This window comes from Streptomyces sp. DSM 118878, from assembly GCF_052936595.1.
This window is the reverse complement of record NZ_CP193622.1, coordinates 864,143-879,884: the sequence shown is the minus strand read 5'-3', so window position 1 is coordinate 879,884 and position 15,742 is coordinate 864,143. Positions and strand designations below refer to the sequence as shown.

At 73.5% G+C, this 15,742-nt stretch carries 17 protein-coding genes; 9 read left to right on the top strand and 8 right to left on the bottom strand.

Annotation, left to right across the window (positions count from 1 at the left end; genetic code table 11):
• Window positions 1-65: 65 nt before the first annotated feature.
• The gene (locus tag ACRAKF_RS03855) at window positions 66-728 is read left to right on the top strand and encodes an endonuclease (RefSeq protein ID WP_447035379.1); all 663 of its coding nucleotides are present in this window, start codon (window positions 66-68) and stop codon (window positions 726-728) included.
• A 23-nt stretch (window positions 729-751) separates the two neighbouring features.
• Here the strand turns inward: ACRAKF_RS03855 and ACRAKF_RS03850 are convergent, their stop codons facing one another.
• The 3 genes from ACRAKF_RS03850 to ACRAKF_RS03840 all read right to left on the bottom strand — a co-directional run bounded on the left by ACRAKF_RS03850 (window position 752) and on the right by ACRAKF_RS03840 (window position 3,561).
• Entirely contained in the window at window positions 752-2,140 is a 1,389-nt protein-coding gene (locus ACRAKF_RS03850) for a vWA domain-containing protein (protein ID WP_447041795.1), read from the bottom strand.
• Between the two features lie 5 nt (window positions 2,141-2,145).
• Complete coding sequence (locus ACRAKF_RS03845) at window positions 2,146-3,030, bottom strand: AAA family ATPase (RefSeq protein WP_447035378.1); 885 nt, start codon at window positions 3,028-3,030, stop codon at window positions 2,146-2,148.
• A 90-nt stretch (window positions 3,031-3,120) separates the two neighbouring features.
• Window positions 3,121-3,561, bottom strand: a complete 441-nt coding sequence (locus tag ACRAKF_RS03840) for a nitroreductase family deazaflavin-dependent oxidoreductase (protein ID WP_447035377.1) — start codon at window positions 3,559-3,561, stop codon at window positions 3,121-3,123.
• 109 nt (window positions 3,562-3,670) lie between these two features.
• Here ACRAKF_RS03840 and ACRAKF_RS03835 point away from each other — a divergent pair, with 109 nt between their 5' ends.
• Window positions 3,671-4,747, top strand: coding sequence for a PucR family transcriptional regulator (locus tag ACRAKF_RS03835; protein ID WP_447035376.1), 1,077 nt, complete (start codon window positions 3,671-3,673; stop codon window positions 4,745-4,747).
• Here ACRAKF_RS03835 and ACRAKF_RS03830 read toward each other — a convergent pair.
• Together ACRAKF_RS03830 and ACRAKF_RS03825 are read right to left on the bottom strand one after the other, a co-directional pair.
• Window positions 4,744-5,154, bottom strand: a complete 411-nt coding sequence (locus ACRAKF_RS03830; RefSeq protein ID WP_447035375.1) for a CoA-binding protein — start codon at window positions 5,152-5,154, stop codon at window positions 4,744-4,746. The genes ACRAKF_RS03835 and ACRAKF_RS03830 overlap by 4 nt on opposite strands.
• A gap of 52 nt (window positions 5,155-5,206) precedes the next feature.
• Window positions 5,207-5,782 carry a TerD family protein gene (locus tag ACRAKF_RS03825; protein ID WP_447035374.1) on the bottom strand — a complete coding sequence of 192 codons (576 nt, stop codon included), beginning with the start codon at window positions 5,780-5,782 and terminating at the stop codon, window positions 5,207-5,209.
• Window positions 5,783-5,919: 137 nt separating this feature from the next.
• On the opposite strand from ACRAKF_RS03825, the gene ACRAKF_RS03820 reads away from it, so the two are divergent.
• Complete coding sequence (locus ACRAKF_RS03820; RefSeq protein WP_447035373.1) at window positions 5,920-6,327, top strand: BlaI/MecI/CopY family transcriptional regulator; 408 nt, start codon at window positions 5,920-5,922, stop codon at window positions 6,325-6,327.
• Window positions 6,328-6,350: 23 nt separating this feature from the next.
• Entirely contained in the window at window positions 6,351-7,283 is a 933-nt protein-coding gene (locus ACRAKF_RS03815) for a M56 family metallopeptidase (protein WP_447035372.1), read from the top strand.
• Window positions 7,284-7,307: 24 nt separating this feature from the next.
• On the opposite strand, the gene ACRAKF_RS03810 is transcribed toward ACRAKF_RS03815, so the two are convergent.
• The gene (locus ACRAKF_RS03810; protein WP_447035371.1) at window positions 7,308-7,763 is read right to left on the bottom strand and encodes a tellurite resistance TerB family protein; all 456 of its coding nucleotides are present in this window, start codon (window positions 7,761-7,763) and stop codon (window positions 7,308-7,310) included.
• A gap of 149 nt (window positions 7,764-7,912) precedes the next feature.
• Here ACRAKF_RS03810 and ACRAKF_RS03805 point away from each other — a divergent pair, with 149 nt between their 5' ends.
• Window positions 7,913-8,596, top strand: a complete 684-nt coding sequence (locus tag ACRAKF_RS03805; protein ID WP_447035370.1) for a transcriptional regulator — start codon at window positions 7,913-7,915, stop codon at window positions 8,594-8,596.
• A 168-nt stretch (window positions 8,597-8,764) separates the two neighbouring features.
• Here the strand turns inward: ACRAKF_RS03805 and ACRAKF_RS03800 are convergent, their stop codons facing one another.
• On the bottom strand, window positions 8,765-9,433 hold the full coding sequence (locus ACRAKF_RS03800; protein WP_447041793.1) for a 4'-phosphopantetheinyl transferase family protein: 669 nt from the start codon (window positions 9,431-9,433) through the stop codon (window positions 8,765-8,767).
• A gap of 160 nt (window positions 9,434-9,593) precedes the next feature.
• Here ACRAKF_RS03800 and ACRAKF_RS03795 point away from each other — a divergent pair, with 160 nt between their 5' ends.
• From ACRAKF_RS03795 to ACRAKF_RS03785, 3 genes are all read left to right on the top strand, one after another.
• The gene (locus ACRAKF_RS03795; protein ID WP_447035369.1) at window positions 9,594-10,220 is read left to right on the top strand and encodes a YigZ family protein; all 627 of its coding nucleotides are present in this window, start codon (window positions 9,594-9,596) and stop codon (window positions 10,218-10,220) included.
• A gap of 95 nt (window positions 10,221-10,315) precedes the next feature.
• Window positions 10,316-11,479, top strand: a complete 1,164-nt coding sequence (locus ACRAKF_RS03790) for an exonuclease SbcCD subunit D (RefSeq protein WP_447035367.1) — start codon at window positions 10,316-10,318, stop codon at window positions 11,477-11,479.
• Window positions 11,476-14,535, top strand: a complete 3,060-nt coding sequence (locus tag ACRAKF_RS03785) for an AAA family ATPase (RefSeq protein ID WP_447035366.1) — start codon at window positions 11,476-11,478, stop codon at window positions 14,533-14,535. Before ACRAKF_RS03790 ends, ACRAKF_RS03785 begins: the two co-directional genes overlap by 4 nt.
• 12 nt (window positions 14,536-14,547) lie before the next feature.
• On the opposite strand, the gene ACRAKF_RS03780 is transcribed toward ACRAKF_RS03785, so the two are convergent.
• Window positions 14,548-14,994, bottom strand: coding sequence for an Lrp/AsnC family transcriptional regulator (locus tag ACRAKF_RS03780; RefSeq protein ID WP_198501875.1), 447 nt, complete (start codon window positions 14,992-14,994; stop codon window positions 14,548-14,550).
• Between the two features lie 102 nt (window positions 14,995-15,096).
• On the opposite strand from ACRAKF_RS03780, the gene ACRAKF_RS03775 reads away from it, so the two are divergent.
• On the top strand, window positions 15,097-15,663 hold the full coding sequence (locus tag ACRAKF_RS03775; protein WP_447041792.1) for a rhodanese-like domain-containing protein: 567 nt from the start codon (window positions 15,097-15,099) through the stop codon (window positions 15,661-15,663).
• Window positions 15,664-15,742 lie beyond the last annotated feature (79 nt).

The window sequence follows — 15,742 nt, the reverse complement described above, 5'->3', positions numbered from 1 at the left end:
AGGCCGGAGGCGCACACGTCGGCCATCCTGGGTAAGCGGAACCCACCCGACCCGAGAGGAGAGCAGTGGCCGAGCGACGAGACGGGAAACGTGGCGGCAGAGATGGCGGGGGGAAGGACGTCGTCAGGGCGCTTCTCGACGCCGAGGGACGCACCTATGCCGAGGAGGCCGGCATCAAGCTGCGCGACACGCCGCAGCCGCTGTACGAGCTCCTGGTCCTCTCCGTCCTGCTGAGCGCGCCGATCCGCGCCGGCGCGGCGGTGGGCGCGGCCAGGGAGCTGTTCGACGCCGGGATGCGCGACGCCCGGCGCATGGCCGACGCGACGTGGCAGGAGCGTGTCGACGCGCTGGGCCGGGGCGGCTACCGGCGCTACGACGAGAGCACCGCCACGCGGCTCGGTGACGGCGCGCTCCTCGTGCAGCGGGACTACGGCGGTGATCTGCGCCGGATGCGGGACGAGGCGGGCGCCGACGTGAAGGCCCTGAGCGAGAGCCTGCAACGGGTGCCGGGGATCGGCCCGGCGGGCGCCGCCATCTTCCTGCGCGAGGTGCAGCGGGTGTGGCCGCGGGTGGGGCCCTACTTCGGGGACAAGGCGCTGGACGGGGCGCGGCAGCTCGGGCTGCCGGACGATCCGGACGAGCTGACGCGGCTCGCGGGGGACGTGGAGCCCGCCGTGCTGTCGGCCGCGCTGGTCCGGGCTTCGCTGGACAACTGGCACGGGGAGTAGCGCCTCGCGCGCGCTGCTCGGCGTCAGACCGGGAGCAGCCGTGTGATCAGCGCGCCGAGCTGCCGTGCGTTGCGGCATTCGTGCATCTCGACCAGCTCGGCGTACGCGCACGCCGCCGAGTCCCCGGTCGACCACTGCGAACGCTGCTCGGGGTTGAGCCAGTACACCCTGCGGGCCCGCTCGGCGATGTGCCGCAGCGCCGGCAGGTTGGGGTCGCTCATGTTCGTACGGGCGTCACCGAGGACGAAGACCGTGGAGCGCGGGCCGACCGCGTCGACGTACCGCTCCGCGAACTCGCCCAGCGCCGTGCCGTAGTCGCTGCTGCCGTGCCGGCCCGTGACCGTGGCTTCGCCGGCGATGCGGGCGCCGAGGCCCGCCGGGTCCGCCGTCCCGTGCGCGAGCAGCCCCGTCACCTCGTCGACGCGGTTGACGAACGCGAACACACGCACCTTGCTGAACTGGTCGTGCAGCGCCTGCACCAGCAGCATCGTGAAGTTCGCGAAGCCGGCCACCGAACCGGACACGTCGCAGAGCAGCACCAGCTCCGGGCGGCCGGGACGGCGGCGGCGCAGCACGGGCCGCATCGGCACGCCGCCGGTCGACAGGGAGCCGCGCAGGGTTCTGCGCAGGTCGATGGAGCCGTGCGCGGCCCGTCGGCGGCGGGCGGCCAGGCGGGTGGCGAGCCTGCGGGCCAGCGGGTGCACGGTCCTGCGCAACTCGTCCAGCTGGGCGCGGCCCGCCAGCAGGAAGTCGACCCGGTCGGCGGTGGTCGCCACGGCGCGGCGGGCGATCTCCTCGGTGCCGCGCCGCTCGGCGACCCGGCGGCGTGCCTCCGAGCGGACCCGCTCACGGAAGCCCTCGATGCGGCGCCGGATCTCGTCGGCCTCCAGGCGGTCCGTGAACGCGCCGTCCCCGCCGGAATCCGCGCGCAGAGCGGCGAGCACGCGCGCGAGGAGCGTCTCGGGCCGCAGCCGCTCCAGGGTCTGGTACGAGGACCAGCCGTCGGAGCCACCCTGTCCCGAGCCGTACCCGCCGAAGCCGTCGACCGCCTGGGCCGCCAACTGGCCGAGCAGCGCCTTGTCGTCGGCGGCGAGCGCGGCGACCAGGCGCTCGCGCAACGCCTCGCGGTCCGGCGGGGTGTCCTGGTCCGGCGGGGTGTCCCGCTCCTCGCGGCGGGGCGCGCCGATGCCCACCGGGAAGTACAGGTCGAAGACGGGGTCGAAGACCGCCCGCTGGCTCTGCTGGTGCAGCAGCGCCGCGGCGAGGCCCTCCCTGACCCGCTCCCGGTCGTCGAGACCGAGGGCCCGCAGCGCCTCCGCGGCGTCGACGCTCTCACCGGGACCGATGCGCAGACCGTGCGAACGCAGCGCCGCCACCAGGCCGGTGAGACGCCGGGGGAGGCCGCCCGCCATGGTGGTCACACGGCGTCCAGGTCCAGCTTCGCGCCCGCCTTCAGCACGTCGTCCTGGTGCTTGAGGACGACGCCGAGGCTGTCACGCACGACGCTCTCGTCCAGGGTGTCCGCGCCGAGGGCGAGCAGCGTGCGCGCCCAGTCGATGGTCTCCGCGACCGAGGGCACCTTGCGCAGGTCCATCGCGCGCAGCGCCCCCACCACCCGCACCACCGACGCGGCGAGTGCCTCGTCGAGGCCGGGCACCTTCATCCGGACGATGCGGCGCTCCAATTCCTCGTCGGGGAAGCCGATGTGCAGGAACAGGCAGCGGCGGCGCAGCGCCTCGGACAGCTCACGGCTCGCGTTGGAGGTCAGGACGACGAACGGGCGGCGCTCCGCGCCGATCGTGCCGAGCTCGGGCACCGTCACCTGGAAGTCGCTGAGCACTTCGAGGAGCAGGCCCTCGACCTCGACGTCGGCCTTGTCGGTCTCGTCGATCAGGAGCACCTTCGGCTCGTCGCCGCGGATCGCGGTGAGCAGCGGGCGCGAGAGCAGGAACTCCTCGCTGAAGATGTCGGTGCGCGTCTCGTCCCACGACTCGTCGCGCCCCGCGGTGATGCGGAGCAACTGCTTGGCGTGATTCCACTCGTAGAGCGCGCGGGACTCGTCGACGCCCTCGTAGCACTGGAGTCTGACCAGGCGCGCCCCGGCGACCTGGGCGACGGCCTTCGCCAGCTCCGTCTTGCCGACGCCTGCCGGGCCTTCCACGAGCAGCGGCTTGCCCAGCCGGTCGGCCAGGAAGACGGTGGTGGCGACCGCGGGGGAGGCGAGGTACCCGGTCTCGGCGAGACGGGCCGCGACGTCGTCGACCGACGTGAAGTAACCGGTCGCCGGGGGCTCGGACGTCATGGTGGGTTCTCCAGGTGGGTGGGGTCAGGACCCGAGAGCGTCAGGACTCGAAGGTGTCAGGACTCGAAGGGCGTCAGGACTCGATGGGCGTCAGGACTCGATGGGCGTCAGGATGAAGAGCGGGATCTCGCGGGAGGTCTTCTTCTGGTACTCGGCATAGTCGGGCCAGACCGCGACCGCGCGGTCCCACCAGATCTGCCGCTCCTCGCCGGAGGCTATCCGCGCGCGGTAGTCCTTCTTCTCCGTGCCGTCCTGTACTTCGACGTGAGGTTCGGCCACGAGGTTGTGATACCAGGACGGGTTGGCCGGGTCGCCGCCCTTGGACGCGACCACCGCGTACTCCCCGTCGTGCTCGACGCGCATCAGGGGGTTCTTGCGCAGCTTGCCGCTCTTGGCGCCGACCGACGTCAGCAGGATCACGGGCTTGCCCTTGAAGACCGTGCCGTCGGTCCCGCCCGAAGTCTCGATCAACTGGGCCTGCCTGCTCGCCCAGTCCCATGTACCCGGTTCGTACTCTCCAGTCAGAGGCATATCTCGTGAACGGCGGGCCGGGGCCGATGGTTCCTGATCACCGTGCACGGCCGGCACCGCCATGCGCTAAAAAGGGCAGCAACGATTCATCGAGACGTCAGGGGCGAACATGGCGGGGCACGGCATACCGGACGACTACCTCGACGGCTATGCCGAGATCCTCACCGCCGCCTCCCGCACGGGACGCCGGCTGACCCGCGAGGAGCTGGAGTCGCGGCGCGCCCTGGGGGAGCGGGCGGCCGACGCCGGGCACGGCCTGCGCGCCCTGGTCGGCGCCCACCTGGCGGCGACCCGTGACCACTGGCCGCACGGGCGGCCGGACACCGCCGAGAGCGCCCTCGCCGCGGCGGAGCAGGCGGTCGACGCCTTCGCCGAAGGTTATGAACGCGCCCAGCGCCTGGCCGTACGCCAAGAAGAGGCGGCACGGCGGGAGTTCATCGACGACCTGCTGTACGGGCGCAGCGACCTCGGGCTGCTCGCCGAACGCGCCGAGCGCTTCGGACTGCGCCTCTCCTACGAGCACGCGGTCGCCGTCGCGCAGGACCCGCGCGGCTACGAAGAGGGGCACGCCGTCCCCCGTGCGGTCGAGAACGCCCTGATCGGCAGGTTCGGCGACCGGAGCATCCTGCTCACCACCAAGGACGGCCGCCTGGTGTGCGTCGCGCCGGGCGACCAGGCCGAGGTGCTCGCCTTCTTCGCCAAGCAGGCGTACGCCGCCACCGACGGCTGCCGGGTCGCCATCGGCCGCCCCCGGCCGGGCCCCGGGGGAGTCGTCCAGTCGTACGAGGAGGCGCTGGGCGCCCTGGACCTCGCGGAGCGCCTGGAGCTCGACGCCCCTGTGCTGCACGCCGCCGACCTGCTCGTCTACCCCGTCCTCACCCGCGACCGGCAGGCCATGGCCGACCTGGTGCTGCACACGCTGGGCCCGCTGCGGGAGGCCCGCGGCGGGGCCCGCCCGCTCCTGGACACGCTCACCGCGTACTTCGACTCGGGCTGTGTCGCCGCGGAGACGGCCCGCGTCCTGGCCCTGAGCGTGCGGGCGCTGACCTACCGCCTCGAGCGCATCCACAAGCTCACCGGCGCCAACCCGGCCGACCCCGTGCACCGTTACACGTTGCAGACGGCGGTCATCGGGGCGCGCCTGCTCGACTGGCCCGAGACCCAGTTCTTGCAGGCGACTCTCTAGCGGCCGAGACGTGGGATCTCGATGGCGGGGCAGCGGTCCATGACCATGTCCAGGCCGGCCGCGCGCGTACGGTCGTACGCCGTCTCGTCGATCACGCCGAGCTGGAACCAGACGGCCGCGGCGCCGGCCGCCACCGCCTCGTCGGCGACCGGGCCCGCCAGGGCGCTGTTGACGAAGACGTCGACCACGTCGACCTTGAACGGCACGGCGGCCAGGGACGGATACCCCTGCTCGCCGTGGACGGTCGGGGACTTGGGGTGGATCGGCACGACGCGCTTGCCGAAGCGTTGCAGGACGGCCGCGACGCCGTACGCCGCGCGGTCGCGGTTGTCGGACAGTCCCACGACCGCCCAGGTGTCCCCGTGCTCCGTCAGGATCCTGCGTACCGTCTCCTGGTCGCCGTACATGACCTGCCTCCTCGGTGAAGTGCGGCCGGACGGCCGCTCGGGCCGCCGTCGGTCAGACGTTCACGCCGAAGTCCGACGCGATGCCTCGCAGCCCGCTGGCATAACCCTGGCCGACCGCGCGGAATTTCCACTCCGCACCGTGCCGGTAGAGCTCGCCGAAGACCATGGCGGTCTCCGTGGAGGCGTCCTCGGAGAGGTCGTAGCGCGCGATCTCGGCGCCGTCCGCCTGGTTCACCACGCGGATGAAGGCGTTGCGGACCTGGCCGAAGCTCTGGCCGCGGTTCTCGGCGTCGTGGATGGAGACCGGGAAGACGATTTTGTCGATGGCGGCGGGCACCTGGGCGAGGTTCACCTTCACGGTCTCGTCGTCGCCCTCGCCCTCGCCGGTGAGGTTGTCGCCGGTGTGCTCGACCGAGCCGTCCGGGCTCGTCAGGTTGTTGTAGAAGATGAAGTGCTGGTCGGAGACGACCTTGCCGGATGCGTCGCAGAGCAGTGCGCTGGCGTCCAGGTCATGGTCGGTGCCCGTCGTGGTGCGCACGTCCCAGCCCAGACCGACCAGTACGGCGGTGAGGCCGGGGGCCTCCTTGCTGAGCGAGACATTGCCGCCCTTGGCCAGGGAAACTCCCACGATGTCCTCCTGAGGTATGAGTACTGCATGAACCGGTCCAGTAAAAACTACAGGACTGTAGAAGATGGGTGTTCGGCGGCGGCCCGTTACGATGTGGCGCTCCCCGCGGAGCATGACAAGGCTGGAGGGAGCCGGGCATGAAGCATCACGACGAGCACGGGCAGCGGCAGCCACGGCTGCGCCGCCGCGCGCAGGGCGAACTGGAACAACAGGTGCTCGCCGCGCTGCACGCCGCGCCGGAGCCGGTCAGCGCCGCCTGGGTGCAGGAACGGATCGGCGGTGATCTCGCCTACACGACGGTGATGACCATCCTGACCCGTCTGCTCGCCAAGGACGTGGTGAGCAGGGAACGCGCGGGCCGCTCCTTCGCCTGGTCGTCCGCGTCCGACGAGGCGGGTCTTGCCGCCTTCCGCATGCGCAAGGTGCTCGACGGCGAGAGTGACCGCGAGGCGGTCCTCGCCAGCTTCGTCACCACGCTGACGCCCGACGACGAGCAGCTCCTGCGCGACCTGCTCGGCCGGGCGGACGCCGAAGCGGACGACTGACGCCCGAAGGGGGCTCTTCTCTGATGGGCGTCTTCGTCTTCCTGCCACTGGTACTGCCGCTGACCGCTTGGCCGGTCGCCCGCCTCGCCGAGCAGCATCTGCACCCGCGCGCCGCCACGCGCGTGCTCACCGCCGTCGCCGGCGTGATGGCCGTGTGCAGCACGCTCTGCCTGGCGCTGCTCATGGTCGTCGGCACCGCCCAGCTTCCCGGCAACCCGCTGCCGGACGGCTGGTCCGACCCCGAGGTGCGGGCCGCCGTCCCCTATGACGAGTTCGCCGGGCGGGCCGCCATCCCCGCCCTGCTCGCCGTCTGCGCGGCCTGCGCCCGCCTGCTGTGGCGGCACGCGCGCGTACGCCGACGGGCGCGCCGCGCGCTGGAGGGGCTGCCCGGCACGTCCGTCGCCGTCCTCCCGGACGAGGCGTCGTACGCCTACGCCCTTCCGTCGCGCGACGGCGGCCGTGTCGTGGTCACCACCGGCATGCTGGCCGAGCTGGCGGCGCCGGAGCGGCGCGCGCTCTTCGCCCACGAGCGGGCCCATCTGAGCGCACGGCACCACCGGCACCTGCTCGTCACGCAGCTCGCGGCCCGCGCCAACCCGTTCCTGCGGCCGCTGCGCACCTCCGTCGCCTTCACCGCCGAGCGGTGGGCCGACGAGAGCGCCGCCCGCGCCGTCCGGGACCGGCGGACCGTGGCCCGCGCGATCGGCAAGGCCGCCCTGGTCTCCCGGGGCGTGCCCGCGCCGACCCTCGCGGGGCTGGCGGCGGCGGGGCCGGTGCCGCGCCGCGTCGCCGCGCTGCTCGCGCCCGCGCCGGCCGCCCGCATCCGGCCCTCGGTGTTCACCTCGATGGGGCTCGCACTGTGGTGCGCGGCCTTCGGCACCGCCGTGTCCGCGATGTCCTCGGCGAACTCCGCGGTCACGATGGTCCTCATCCTGCGGGCGGCCACGCCGCTCTGACAGCCCCCGCGGCCCTCGTGCTCCCTACAGGTCGAACTCGTGCGGCGGCAGGTCGAGCGTGAAGCACGCCTCGCGCACGACGGCCTGCTCGTCCTTGTCGAAGTCACCGTCGGCGCCGCCGATGATGATGCCGATCTGGACGACCGCACGGGCCTCCGCGGGCTTCTTCTTCGCCTTGGCGACCTCCTGCATGACGCTCACCTTGCCGAACGCGAAGTCGGCGGTGAGCTGGTCCACGTAGCCCTCGAAGCGGCGCCTGAGGTCGTCGGCGGGGAAGTTCTGAAGCACTTCGTTCGTCCCGATGAGCTGGGCCACGCGCCGGCGCTCCGAGGGGTCCACGGTGCCGTCGGCGGCGGCCACCAGGGCGCACATGGCCATGCTGGCGTCGCGGAAGGCGCCGCTCTTGAGGTCGTTCTTCTTCGCCATCAGCTGGGTCTGCATCGTCGACGCGGATTCCTTGAGGCGATCCCACAGGGCCATGGAGAACTCCATAAACTATCGGTGTACCAGGGGCGTCGCCACGGTCCACGGCCCACGGAGTGCGGGGCCGGCGACCGCGGCAAGTTCTACAACAGAGTAGAAACTAGCAGCCGAACCGAGAAGTTCCCGCCCAGCGGAAGGTGCGCGTGATGACGCCGACGGCACAAGAGCTCCTGCGGACCACGGCCGCCCGCCTCGCCCTCGACCCGGGAGCGAACCCGCTCGTCCCCCACGTCGCCGACGGCACGGCGGCGCCGCGCACGCTCGCGGTCCTCGCCCTCGAACAGCGGCACGTCATCCCCTCTGACCGGCGGTCCTTCCAGCACCTGGCCGAGCGTGCGGCCGAGAGCAAGGATCCGGAGTCCGCCGCGTTCTTCGAGTCCCTGGCGGACGGCGAGTCCCTCGCGGAGGAACGGGTCGCCCCGCTGCTCGACGCCCTGGAGGTCGACGCGGCCGAGAGCGCCACCTACGAACCGCAGGCCGGCTGCCAGGCGTACCCGGCGTACGCGGCCTGGCTCGCGCTGAACGCCGAGCCGGCCGACGTCGTCATCGCCCTCGCCGCCAACTTCGCCTCCTGGGGAGCGTGTTGCGCGGTGATCGCCCGCGCGCTGCGTGAGCGGTACGGCCTCAGGGACGAGGCCTGCGGCTTCTTCGACCTGTTCGCCGAGCCCGCGCCGGAACTGGACCGGCAGGCGCTCGCCGCGGTGCGGGCGGGCCTGGACCGCCGCCGCGTCACGGCGGCACACCTGCGCTACGGCCGCCTCGTGCAGGGCTACGAGGAGATGTTCTGGGCGACGCTCGCGAACGGGGACAAGGTGTTGCGGGGCAGGTGACGGAAGCCCGGGGGCACCGTCGAGGAGGCGCCGCGCGCGGGCGATCCGATGGGGACCTGCCACGCGCGCGTGCCCGGCAACATCAGCCACGCGCGCGTGCCCGCATCCGGCTCGGCGGCAGGGACCGCGCCGGGTGCAGCTCCCGAGCCGGGTCCGCGGCCGCGGACCCTACGTACGCCTGGTGACCGGCAGGACGATCGCGGTGGCCGCGATGCCGTCGCGCACGACCCACTGGCCGGAGAACACCTTCATCTCGACGCCCTCCACCACGGGACCCTCGACGAGCAGCCGCGCGGTGAACGTCCCGTCGATCGCGAGGTCCAGCCGCGCCTCGTCGAAACCCAGCCAGCGGCCGGTGAGCGGGAACCACGTCTTGTAGACGGACTCCTTGGCGCTGAACAGCAGCCGGTCCCAGGGCGTGGCAGGCTGCCGGGCGCCGAGAGCCGCGAGCGCGGCACGCTCCGTCTCGTCGGCGACCAGGTCCAGGACCCCGGGGTCACGCAGCGGCTCACCGGGCTCGGCGTCGATGCCGAGCGAGATCACCTGGTCGGCGCGGGCCACGACCGCCGCGCGGTACCCGGCGCAGTGGGTCATGCTGCCGACGACACCGGCCGGCCAGCGCGGCGCGCCCCGCTGCCCCGGCAGGATCGGCGCGGGCGGCACGCCGATGCGGGACAGCGCGGTCCGGGCGCAGTGCCGGACGGTGGTGAATTCGTTGCGCCGCTTGGCCACGGCGTTCGCCACGACCGCCGCCTCCTCCGGGAAGAGGACCGCGTCGGCGTGGTCGTCATGGGTCTCTTCGACGGTGACGGGCACGGCGGCGAGCAGAGAAGCCAAGGGCCCGGAGGACTCCGGGACCGGGCGCACGGATATCGAAGGTGATGTCACGAGAGATCACCGTACCCGGCGGGCGGCACGCGCGCGTAGCAGACGCCCGTACTCCGGAGCACCGCCGCCGGGGTGGGGGCGGCACCGGATGAGCGCATACGCTGGCGTGATGCCGGACGAGTACCGCACAGTGGCCCGCGAGGGCGTGCACGAGACCGAGATCAACCGCTCGCGCTTCCTGTGTGCCCTCGCGCCCGCGGCCACCGAGCGGGAGGCGCAGGACTTCGTGGCGCGCGTCCGCAAGGAGCACCCGACGGCCTCCCACAACTGCTTCGCGTACGTGATCGGGGCCGACGCGGCGGTACAGCGGGCCAGTGACGACGGCGAGCCCGGCGGCACCGCGGGCGTACCGATGCTCCAGATGCTGACGCGCCGCGACATGCGGTACGTCGTGGCGGTGGTGACCCGTTACTACGGAGGCGTCAAGCTCGGCGCGGGCGGCCTCATCCGTGCCTACGGAGGAGCGGTCGGCGAGGCGCTCGACGCCCTCGGCACCGTCACCCGCCGCCGCTTCCGCCTCGCCACGGTCACCGTCGACCACCAGCGCGCGGGCAAGGTGCAGAACGATCTGCGCACGGCGGGACGTGAGGTGCGCGACGTCCGCTACGGCGAAGCGGTCACGATCGAGATCGGCGTGCCCGACGCCGACGTGGACGCCTTCAAGGGCTGGCTCGCCGATGTCACCGCCGGGGCCGCGGAGTTCGAACTCGGCGGAGAGGCGTACGGAGACGCCTGACGCGCGGTGCCCCCGAGGAAGAGGGGTCACCGGTCGAGAGCGGATACGGCAGTAGCCGCCCGTGATGTCCGACCCGCCCGTTAGTCTCGAGGATCATGAGGCTGCTGCACACGTCCGACTGGCACCTGGGCCGCTCGTTCCACCGCGTGAACATGCTCGACGCCCAGGCCGCCTTCATCGGTCACCTGGTGACGACCGTCCGTGAGCGCGACGTCGACGCCGTCCTGGTGGCCGGCGATGTGTACGACAGGGCGGTGCCGCCCCTCGCGGCGGTCGAGCTCTTCGACGACGCGCTGCACCGGCTCGCGGAGCTCGGCGTGCCCACGGTGATGATCTCCGGAAACCACGACTCGGCGCGCCGCCTGGGCGTCGGCGCCGGACTCATCGACCGCGCGGGCATCCATCTGCGCACCGACCCCGCCGCCTGCGCCGAACCCGTGATCGTCGCCGACGACCACGGGGACGTGGCCTTCTATGGACTGCCCTATCTCGAACCGGCCCTCGTCAAGGACGAGTTCGCAGTGGCGAAGGCGGGACACGAGGCGGTCCTCGGTGCCGCCATGGACCGCGTCCGCGCCGACCTCGCCACCCGCGCGCGCGGCACCCGCTCCGTCGTCCTCGCCCACGCCTTCGTCAGCGGCGGCCGGATCAGCGACAGCGAGCGGGACATCACGGTCGGCGGAGTCGCGGCCGTGCCCTCGGAGGTCTTCGACGGCGTGGACTACGCGGCGCTCGGCCACCTCCACGGCAGCCAGACGCTCGCCGCGCGCGTGCGCTACTCCGGCTCCCCGCTGCCGTACTCCTTCTCCGAGGCCGACCACCGCAAGAGCATGTGGCTCGTCGACCTCGGACCCGAGGGGGACATCGAGGCCGAGCGCGTCGACTGCCCGGTGCCGCGCGCCCTGGCCCGCATCAGGGGCACCCTGGACGAGCTCCTGGAAGATCCGGCCCTCGACCGGCACGCGGAGGCATGGGTCGAGGCCACACTCACCGACGCGGTGCGGCCCGACGACCCCATGGCCCGGCTCTGCGCGCGCTTCCCGCACACGCTCAGCCTCGTCTTCGACCCGGAGCGGGCATCCGACGACCCGGACGTCTCCTACGCCCAGCGTCTGAAGGGCCGCAGCGACGAGCAGATCGCCGACGACTTCGTCGTCCATGTGCGTGGTGCGGGGCCCGACGAGGCGGAGCAGGACGTGCTGCGCTCGGCCTTCGACGCGGTCCGTGCCCACGACACGCTGCGCGAGGTCGCCCGATGAGACTCCACCGGCTCCGCCTCACCGCCTTCGGGCCCTTCGGCACCCCGCAGGACATCGACTTCGACGACCTCTCGGCCGCCGGTCTCTTCCTGCTGCACGGCCCGACGGGGGCGGGCAAGACCTCCGTCCTGGACGCCGTCTGCTTCGCGCTGTACGGATCGGTGCCGGGCGACCGGCAGGGCGGCAAGCAGGGCATGACCCTGCGCAGCGACCACGCGCGGACGGGCGCGCGCACGGAGGTCCGCCTCGAACTGACCGTCGCCGGGCGCCGTCTGGAGATCACTCGGCAGCCGCCGTGGGAGCGGCCCAAGAAGCGCGGGACGGGCACGACCACGGAGAAGGCGCAAAGCTGGCTGCGCGAGTACGGGGGCGGCCCGGGGGCCGGCGCGGACGGCGGCTGGAAGGACCTCAGCCGCTCCCACCAGGAGATCGGAGAGGAGATCACCCAACTGCTCGGCATGAGCAAGGAGCAGTTCTGCCAGGTCGTCCTCCTGCCCCAGGGCGACTTCGCGCGCTTCCTGCGCGCGGACGCGGAGGCACGCGGAAAGCTGCTCGGGCGGCTCTTCGACACCCACCGCTTCGCCGCCGTCGAACAGCGCCTCGCCGAGCAGCGACGCACCACGGAGGCCGAGGTCAAGGCGGGCGACGCGGCCCTCCTCGCCGACGCCCACCGCATGCAGCAGGCCGCGGCGGACGACGGCCGGGGCACCGGGCTGCCGCTGCCGGACCTCGCGCCCGGCGACCCCGGCCTCGCGACGGAGGTCCTCGCCTGGGCGGCCGTGGCCCGCGCCGACGCCCGGGAACGCCTGACGGTCGCGCGGTGCGCGCTCACGGCCGCGGAGTCCGCGCAGGCCGCCGCGGACCGCCGGTTCAGTGAGGCTCGTGACCTCGACCAGGCGCAGGGCCGGTTCGCCCAGGCGCGGGAGCGCCTGGCACGGCTGCACGCGCGCGAGGACGAGCTCCACGAGTGGGAGCGGTGCCTGGAGCGGGCACGCAAGGCCGAGACGGTCGCCCCCGCCCTCGACCTGCGCCAGGCCGCCGACGAAGCACACCGCGCAGCCGCGCAGGAGGAGTCACGCACGCGTGCCCGGCTTCCCGAGACGTTCGCCGCCTCCGCGGCGGCCGGGCTCGCCGCCGCCGCGCGCAAGGCGGCCGAGGAGCTGGGCGGCCTCGCGTCCGCCCGCCGCGCCGAGCGGCGGCTCGCCGACATGGCGGACGAGCGCACGACCCTCGACCGCCAGGAGCGCGCCGACGACGAGCTTTCGCAGGACGCGACGGCATGGCTGGACGGCTGGGACACCACCCGTACGGCACTCCAGGAACGCATCGCCTCCGCACAGGAAGCCGTGACCCACGCCGAGCGCCTCGCCGGGCGCCTGGAACCCGCCCTGGCCCGCCTCGACGCGGCCCGGCGCCGCGACCGGCTCGCGCAGGACGCGACGGCGGCCCAGGAGCGTGCCCTCGCCGCCCGCGAGCACGCCACCGCCACCCACGAGCGCTGGCTCGACCTCAAGGAGCAGCGCCTCACCGGCATCGCGGCCGAACTGGCCGCGCACCTGACGGACGGCGCCCCGTGCGCGGTCTGCGGGGCGACGGAGCACCCGGCGCCCGCGCGCAAGGGCGCGGGGCACGTGGACCGCGGCGCGGAGGAGGCGGCGCTGGCCGCCCACCGGGCCGCCGAGGAGTCCCGCACGGCCGCCGAGCGCGCACTGGGCGACGTACGGGAAGCGCTCGCCGCCCAGGCCGCCGCCGCGCGCGGCGGACAAGGAGGAGAGCCCGACGCGGACGGCGACCCCGCGGCCGATGAACTGGCCGCCGCCGTCGACGAGCTGCGCCGCGCCCACGCCGAGGCCCGGGACCGCGCCTCCGGGCTGCACGCGGCGCAGGAAGCGCTCGCGCGGGCCGAGGGCGAGTACGACCGCAGGCTGGCCGTACAGCAGGAGGCCGCGCGCAGGGCCGCCTCGCGGGCCACCCTGCGGGACGCCCTCGACCGCGAACAGGAAGGCCTGACCCAGGAGTTGACCCGCGCGCGCGGAACCACCGGCAGCGTCGCGGCCCGCGCCGCGCAACTGGAGCGGCAGGCCGCTCTGCTCACCGAGGCCGCCGACGCCGCGCGCACGGCCGACGACACCGCCGAGCGCCTGAAGGACGCGGACGCCCGGCTCTCCGACGCGGCCTTCCGCGCCGGTTTCGACACACCGGCGGCCGCGGCCGCCGCGCTGCTCGACGACGTCCGGTACCGCGAGGTCCAGCACCGCATCGACGCCTGGCGGAACGAGGAGGCCGCGGCGCGCTCCGTCCTCGCCGAGCCGGAGACGGCGGCCGCCGCCGAGCGGCCCGCCGTTGACCTGCCGGCCGCGCGGGCGGCGGCCGAGGAGGCCGGGCGGCGGCTGCGGGCCGCCGGTTCCGCGTGCGACGCGGCGGCGCGGCGCTGCGCCGAGCTGGACCGGCTCTCCGCCCGCACGGCCGCGGCGACCCGCGAACTGGCGCCGCTGCGCGCCACGCACGACCGGGTGGCGCGGCTCGCGGGGCTCGCCGCGGGCACGTCGGCGGAGAACGAACGCCGGATGCGCCTGGAGTCGTACGTACTCGCCGCGAGACTCGAACAGGTCGCAGCGGCAGCCACGGTACGGCTGCGGCGGATGTCCTCGGGGCGCTACACCCTCGTCCACTCCGACGACCGCACGGGGCGCGGCCGCTCGGGCCTCGGGCTGCATGTCGTCGACGCGTGGACGGGACGCGAGCGCGACACGGCGACCCTCTCGGGCGGAGAGACGTTCTTCGCGTCGCTCGCGCTCGCGCTGGGCCTCGCCGACGTGGTCACGGACGAGGCGGGCGGTGTGCGGCTGGACACGCTCTTCATCGACGAGGGCTTCGGCAGCCTCGACGACCAGACGCTGGACGAGGTCCTGGACGTCCTGGACTCCCTGCGCGAGCGGGACCGCAGTGTGGGCATCGTCAGCCACGTCGCTGACCTGCGACGCCGCGTGCACGCGCAGCTGGAGGTCGTGAAGGGGCGGGATGGTTCGTCCGTACGGCAGCGGGGCGGGGCCTGAGGCGGCGCCGGCTCAGCGGCCGAGGGGGCGCCTGGGCAGGGGAGAGGAGTAGACGACGCTCGTCGTCACCGACCCGAGGGCGCCGATCCGGCCCGAGACCTCCTCCAGGTGGCTCATCGACCGTGCGGCGACCTTGATGACGAAACAGTCGTCGCCGGTGACGTGGTGCGCCTCCAGGATCTCGGGGGTCGCCTCGACCAGGTCGTGGAACGGCTTGTAGTTGCCCGTCGGATACCGGAGGCGTACGAAGGCCAAGATCGGCAGCCCGAGGCGTTCCGGATCGACCACCGCCGCGTAGCCCTGGATGACGCCCGCTTCCTCCAGGCGGCGCACGCGTTCGGTGACGGCGCTGGGCGACATCGAGACGGCGCGCGCCAGTTCGGCGTAGCTGGCGCGGCCCTCGCGCTGGAGGACGTCGAGTATGCGCCAGTCGGTGGCGTCCGTGGAATAGCCGGTCATCTCCGAGAGATAACAGGGAAACCCCGGCTGATCAAGGGCCAGGCAGGGGATCACCACTTCAGACTTCGGGTCGTCGCCCATAGATTTTCTGCCATGGAGATCATGAACGCGCAGGTCAGCAGGGGGTCCTCCGGTGCGGTGGCGAAGGGGGACGCGTCCGCCGAGTCGGTCACCACCGCCGTTTCGCTCGCGGCCGCCACGTCAGCCGTGAACCCGGTGCTGCGGGTCCCGCCGGCGTCGCCGGCCGCGGCCGCCGCCTACTTCGGGGCGAGCCTCGCCTTCCACGCCGACGTCTCCGACGTGGCGTCCGCGCTCGCCGCCGGCGACGACCCGGGGTTCGTCGTGATCGACACCCGCTCGACGGCGTCCTGGGACCAGGGCCACCTACCGGGCGCGATCCACCTGCCCACCGCGCTCATCCCCGAGCGGGCGACGGAACTCCTCGACGTGTCGGTGCCGGTGGTCACCTACTGCTGGGGCCCCGGCTGCAACGGGGCGACCCGCGCCGCCCTTGCCCTCGCCGAGCGGGGCTTCCAGGTCAAGGAGATGCTGGGCGGCTTCGAGTACTGGGCGAGGGAAGGCTTCGCGTTCGAGACCCGGGAGGGCCGTGAGCAGAGCCCCGCGGACCCCCTCACGACGCCGATCGCCGCGGGGGACTGCGGCTGCTGACGACTACCGGTGGCTGCCGACGGCTGCCGCCGACTGCCGAGCGCTGCCGCCGGGGCATGGGCCGCTGCCGCCCCGAAAT

Coding starts and splice junctions, on each gene's coding strand:
- ACRAKF_RS03850 (WP_447041795.1), bottom strand. CDS start 2,140: ATGGCGGGCGGCCTCCCCCGGCGTCTCACCGGCCTGGTGGCGGCGCTG.
- ACRAKF_RS03845 (WP_447035378.1), bottom strand. CDS start 3,030: ATGACGTCCGAGCCCCCGGCGACCGGTTACTTCACGTCGGTCGACGAC.
- ACRAKF_RS03840 (WP_447035377.1), bottom strand. CDS start 3,561: ATGCCTCTGACTGGAGAGTACGAACCGGGTACATGGGACTGGGCGAGC.
- ACRAKF_RS03835 (WP_447035376.1), top strand. CDS start 3,671: ATGGCGGGGCACGGCATACCGGACGACTACCTCGACGGCTATGCCGAG.
- ACRAKF_RS03830 (WP_447035375.1), bottom strand. CDS start 5,154: ATGTACGGCGACCAGGAGACGGTACGCAGGATCCTGACGGAGCACGGG.
- ACRAKF_RS03820 (WP_447035373.1), top strand. CDS start 5,920: ATGAAGCATCACGACGAGCACGGGCAGCGGCAGCCACGGCTGCGCCGC.
- ACRAKF_RS03815 (WP_447035372.1), top strand. CDS start 6,351: ATGGGCGTCTTCGTCTTCCTGCCACTGGTACTGCCGCTGACCGCTTGG.
- ACRAKF_RS03810 (WP_447035371.1), bottom strand. CDS start 7,763: ATGGCCCTGTGGGATCGCCTCAAGGAATCCGCGTCGACGATGCAGACC.
- ACRAKF_RS03805 (WP_447035370.1), top strand. CDS start 7,913: ATGACGCCGACGGCACAAGAGCTCCTGCGGACCACGGCCGCCCGCCTC.
- ACRAKF_RS03795 (WP_447035369.1), top strand. CDS start 9,594: ATGCCGGACGAGTACCGCACAGTGGCCCGCGAGGGCGTGCACGAGACC.
- ACRAKF_RS03790 (WP_447035367.1), top strand. CDS start 10,316: ATGAGGCTGCTGCACACGTCCGACTGGCACCTGGGCCGCTCGTTCCAC.
- ACRAKF_RS03785 (WP_447035366.1), top strand. CDS start 11,476: ATGAGACTCCACCGGCTCCGCCTCACCGCCTTCGGGCCCTTCGGCACC.
- ACRAKF_RS03780 (WP_198501875.1), bottom strand. CDS start 14,994: ATGACCGGCTATTCCACGGACGCCACCGACTGGCGCATACTCGACGTC.
- ACRAKF_RS03775 (WP_447041792.1), top strand. CDS start 15,097: ATGAACGCGCAGGTCAGCAGGGGGTCCTCCGGTGCGGTGGCGAAGGGG.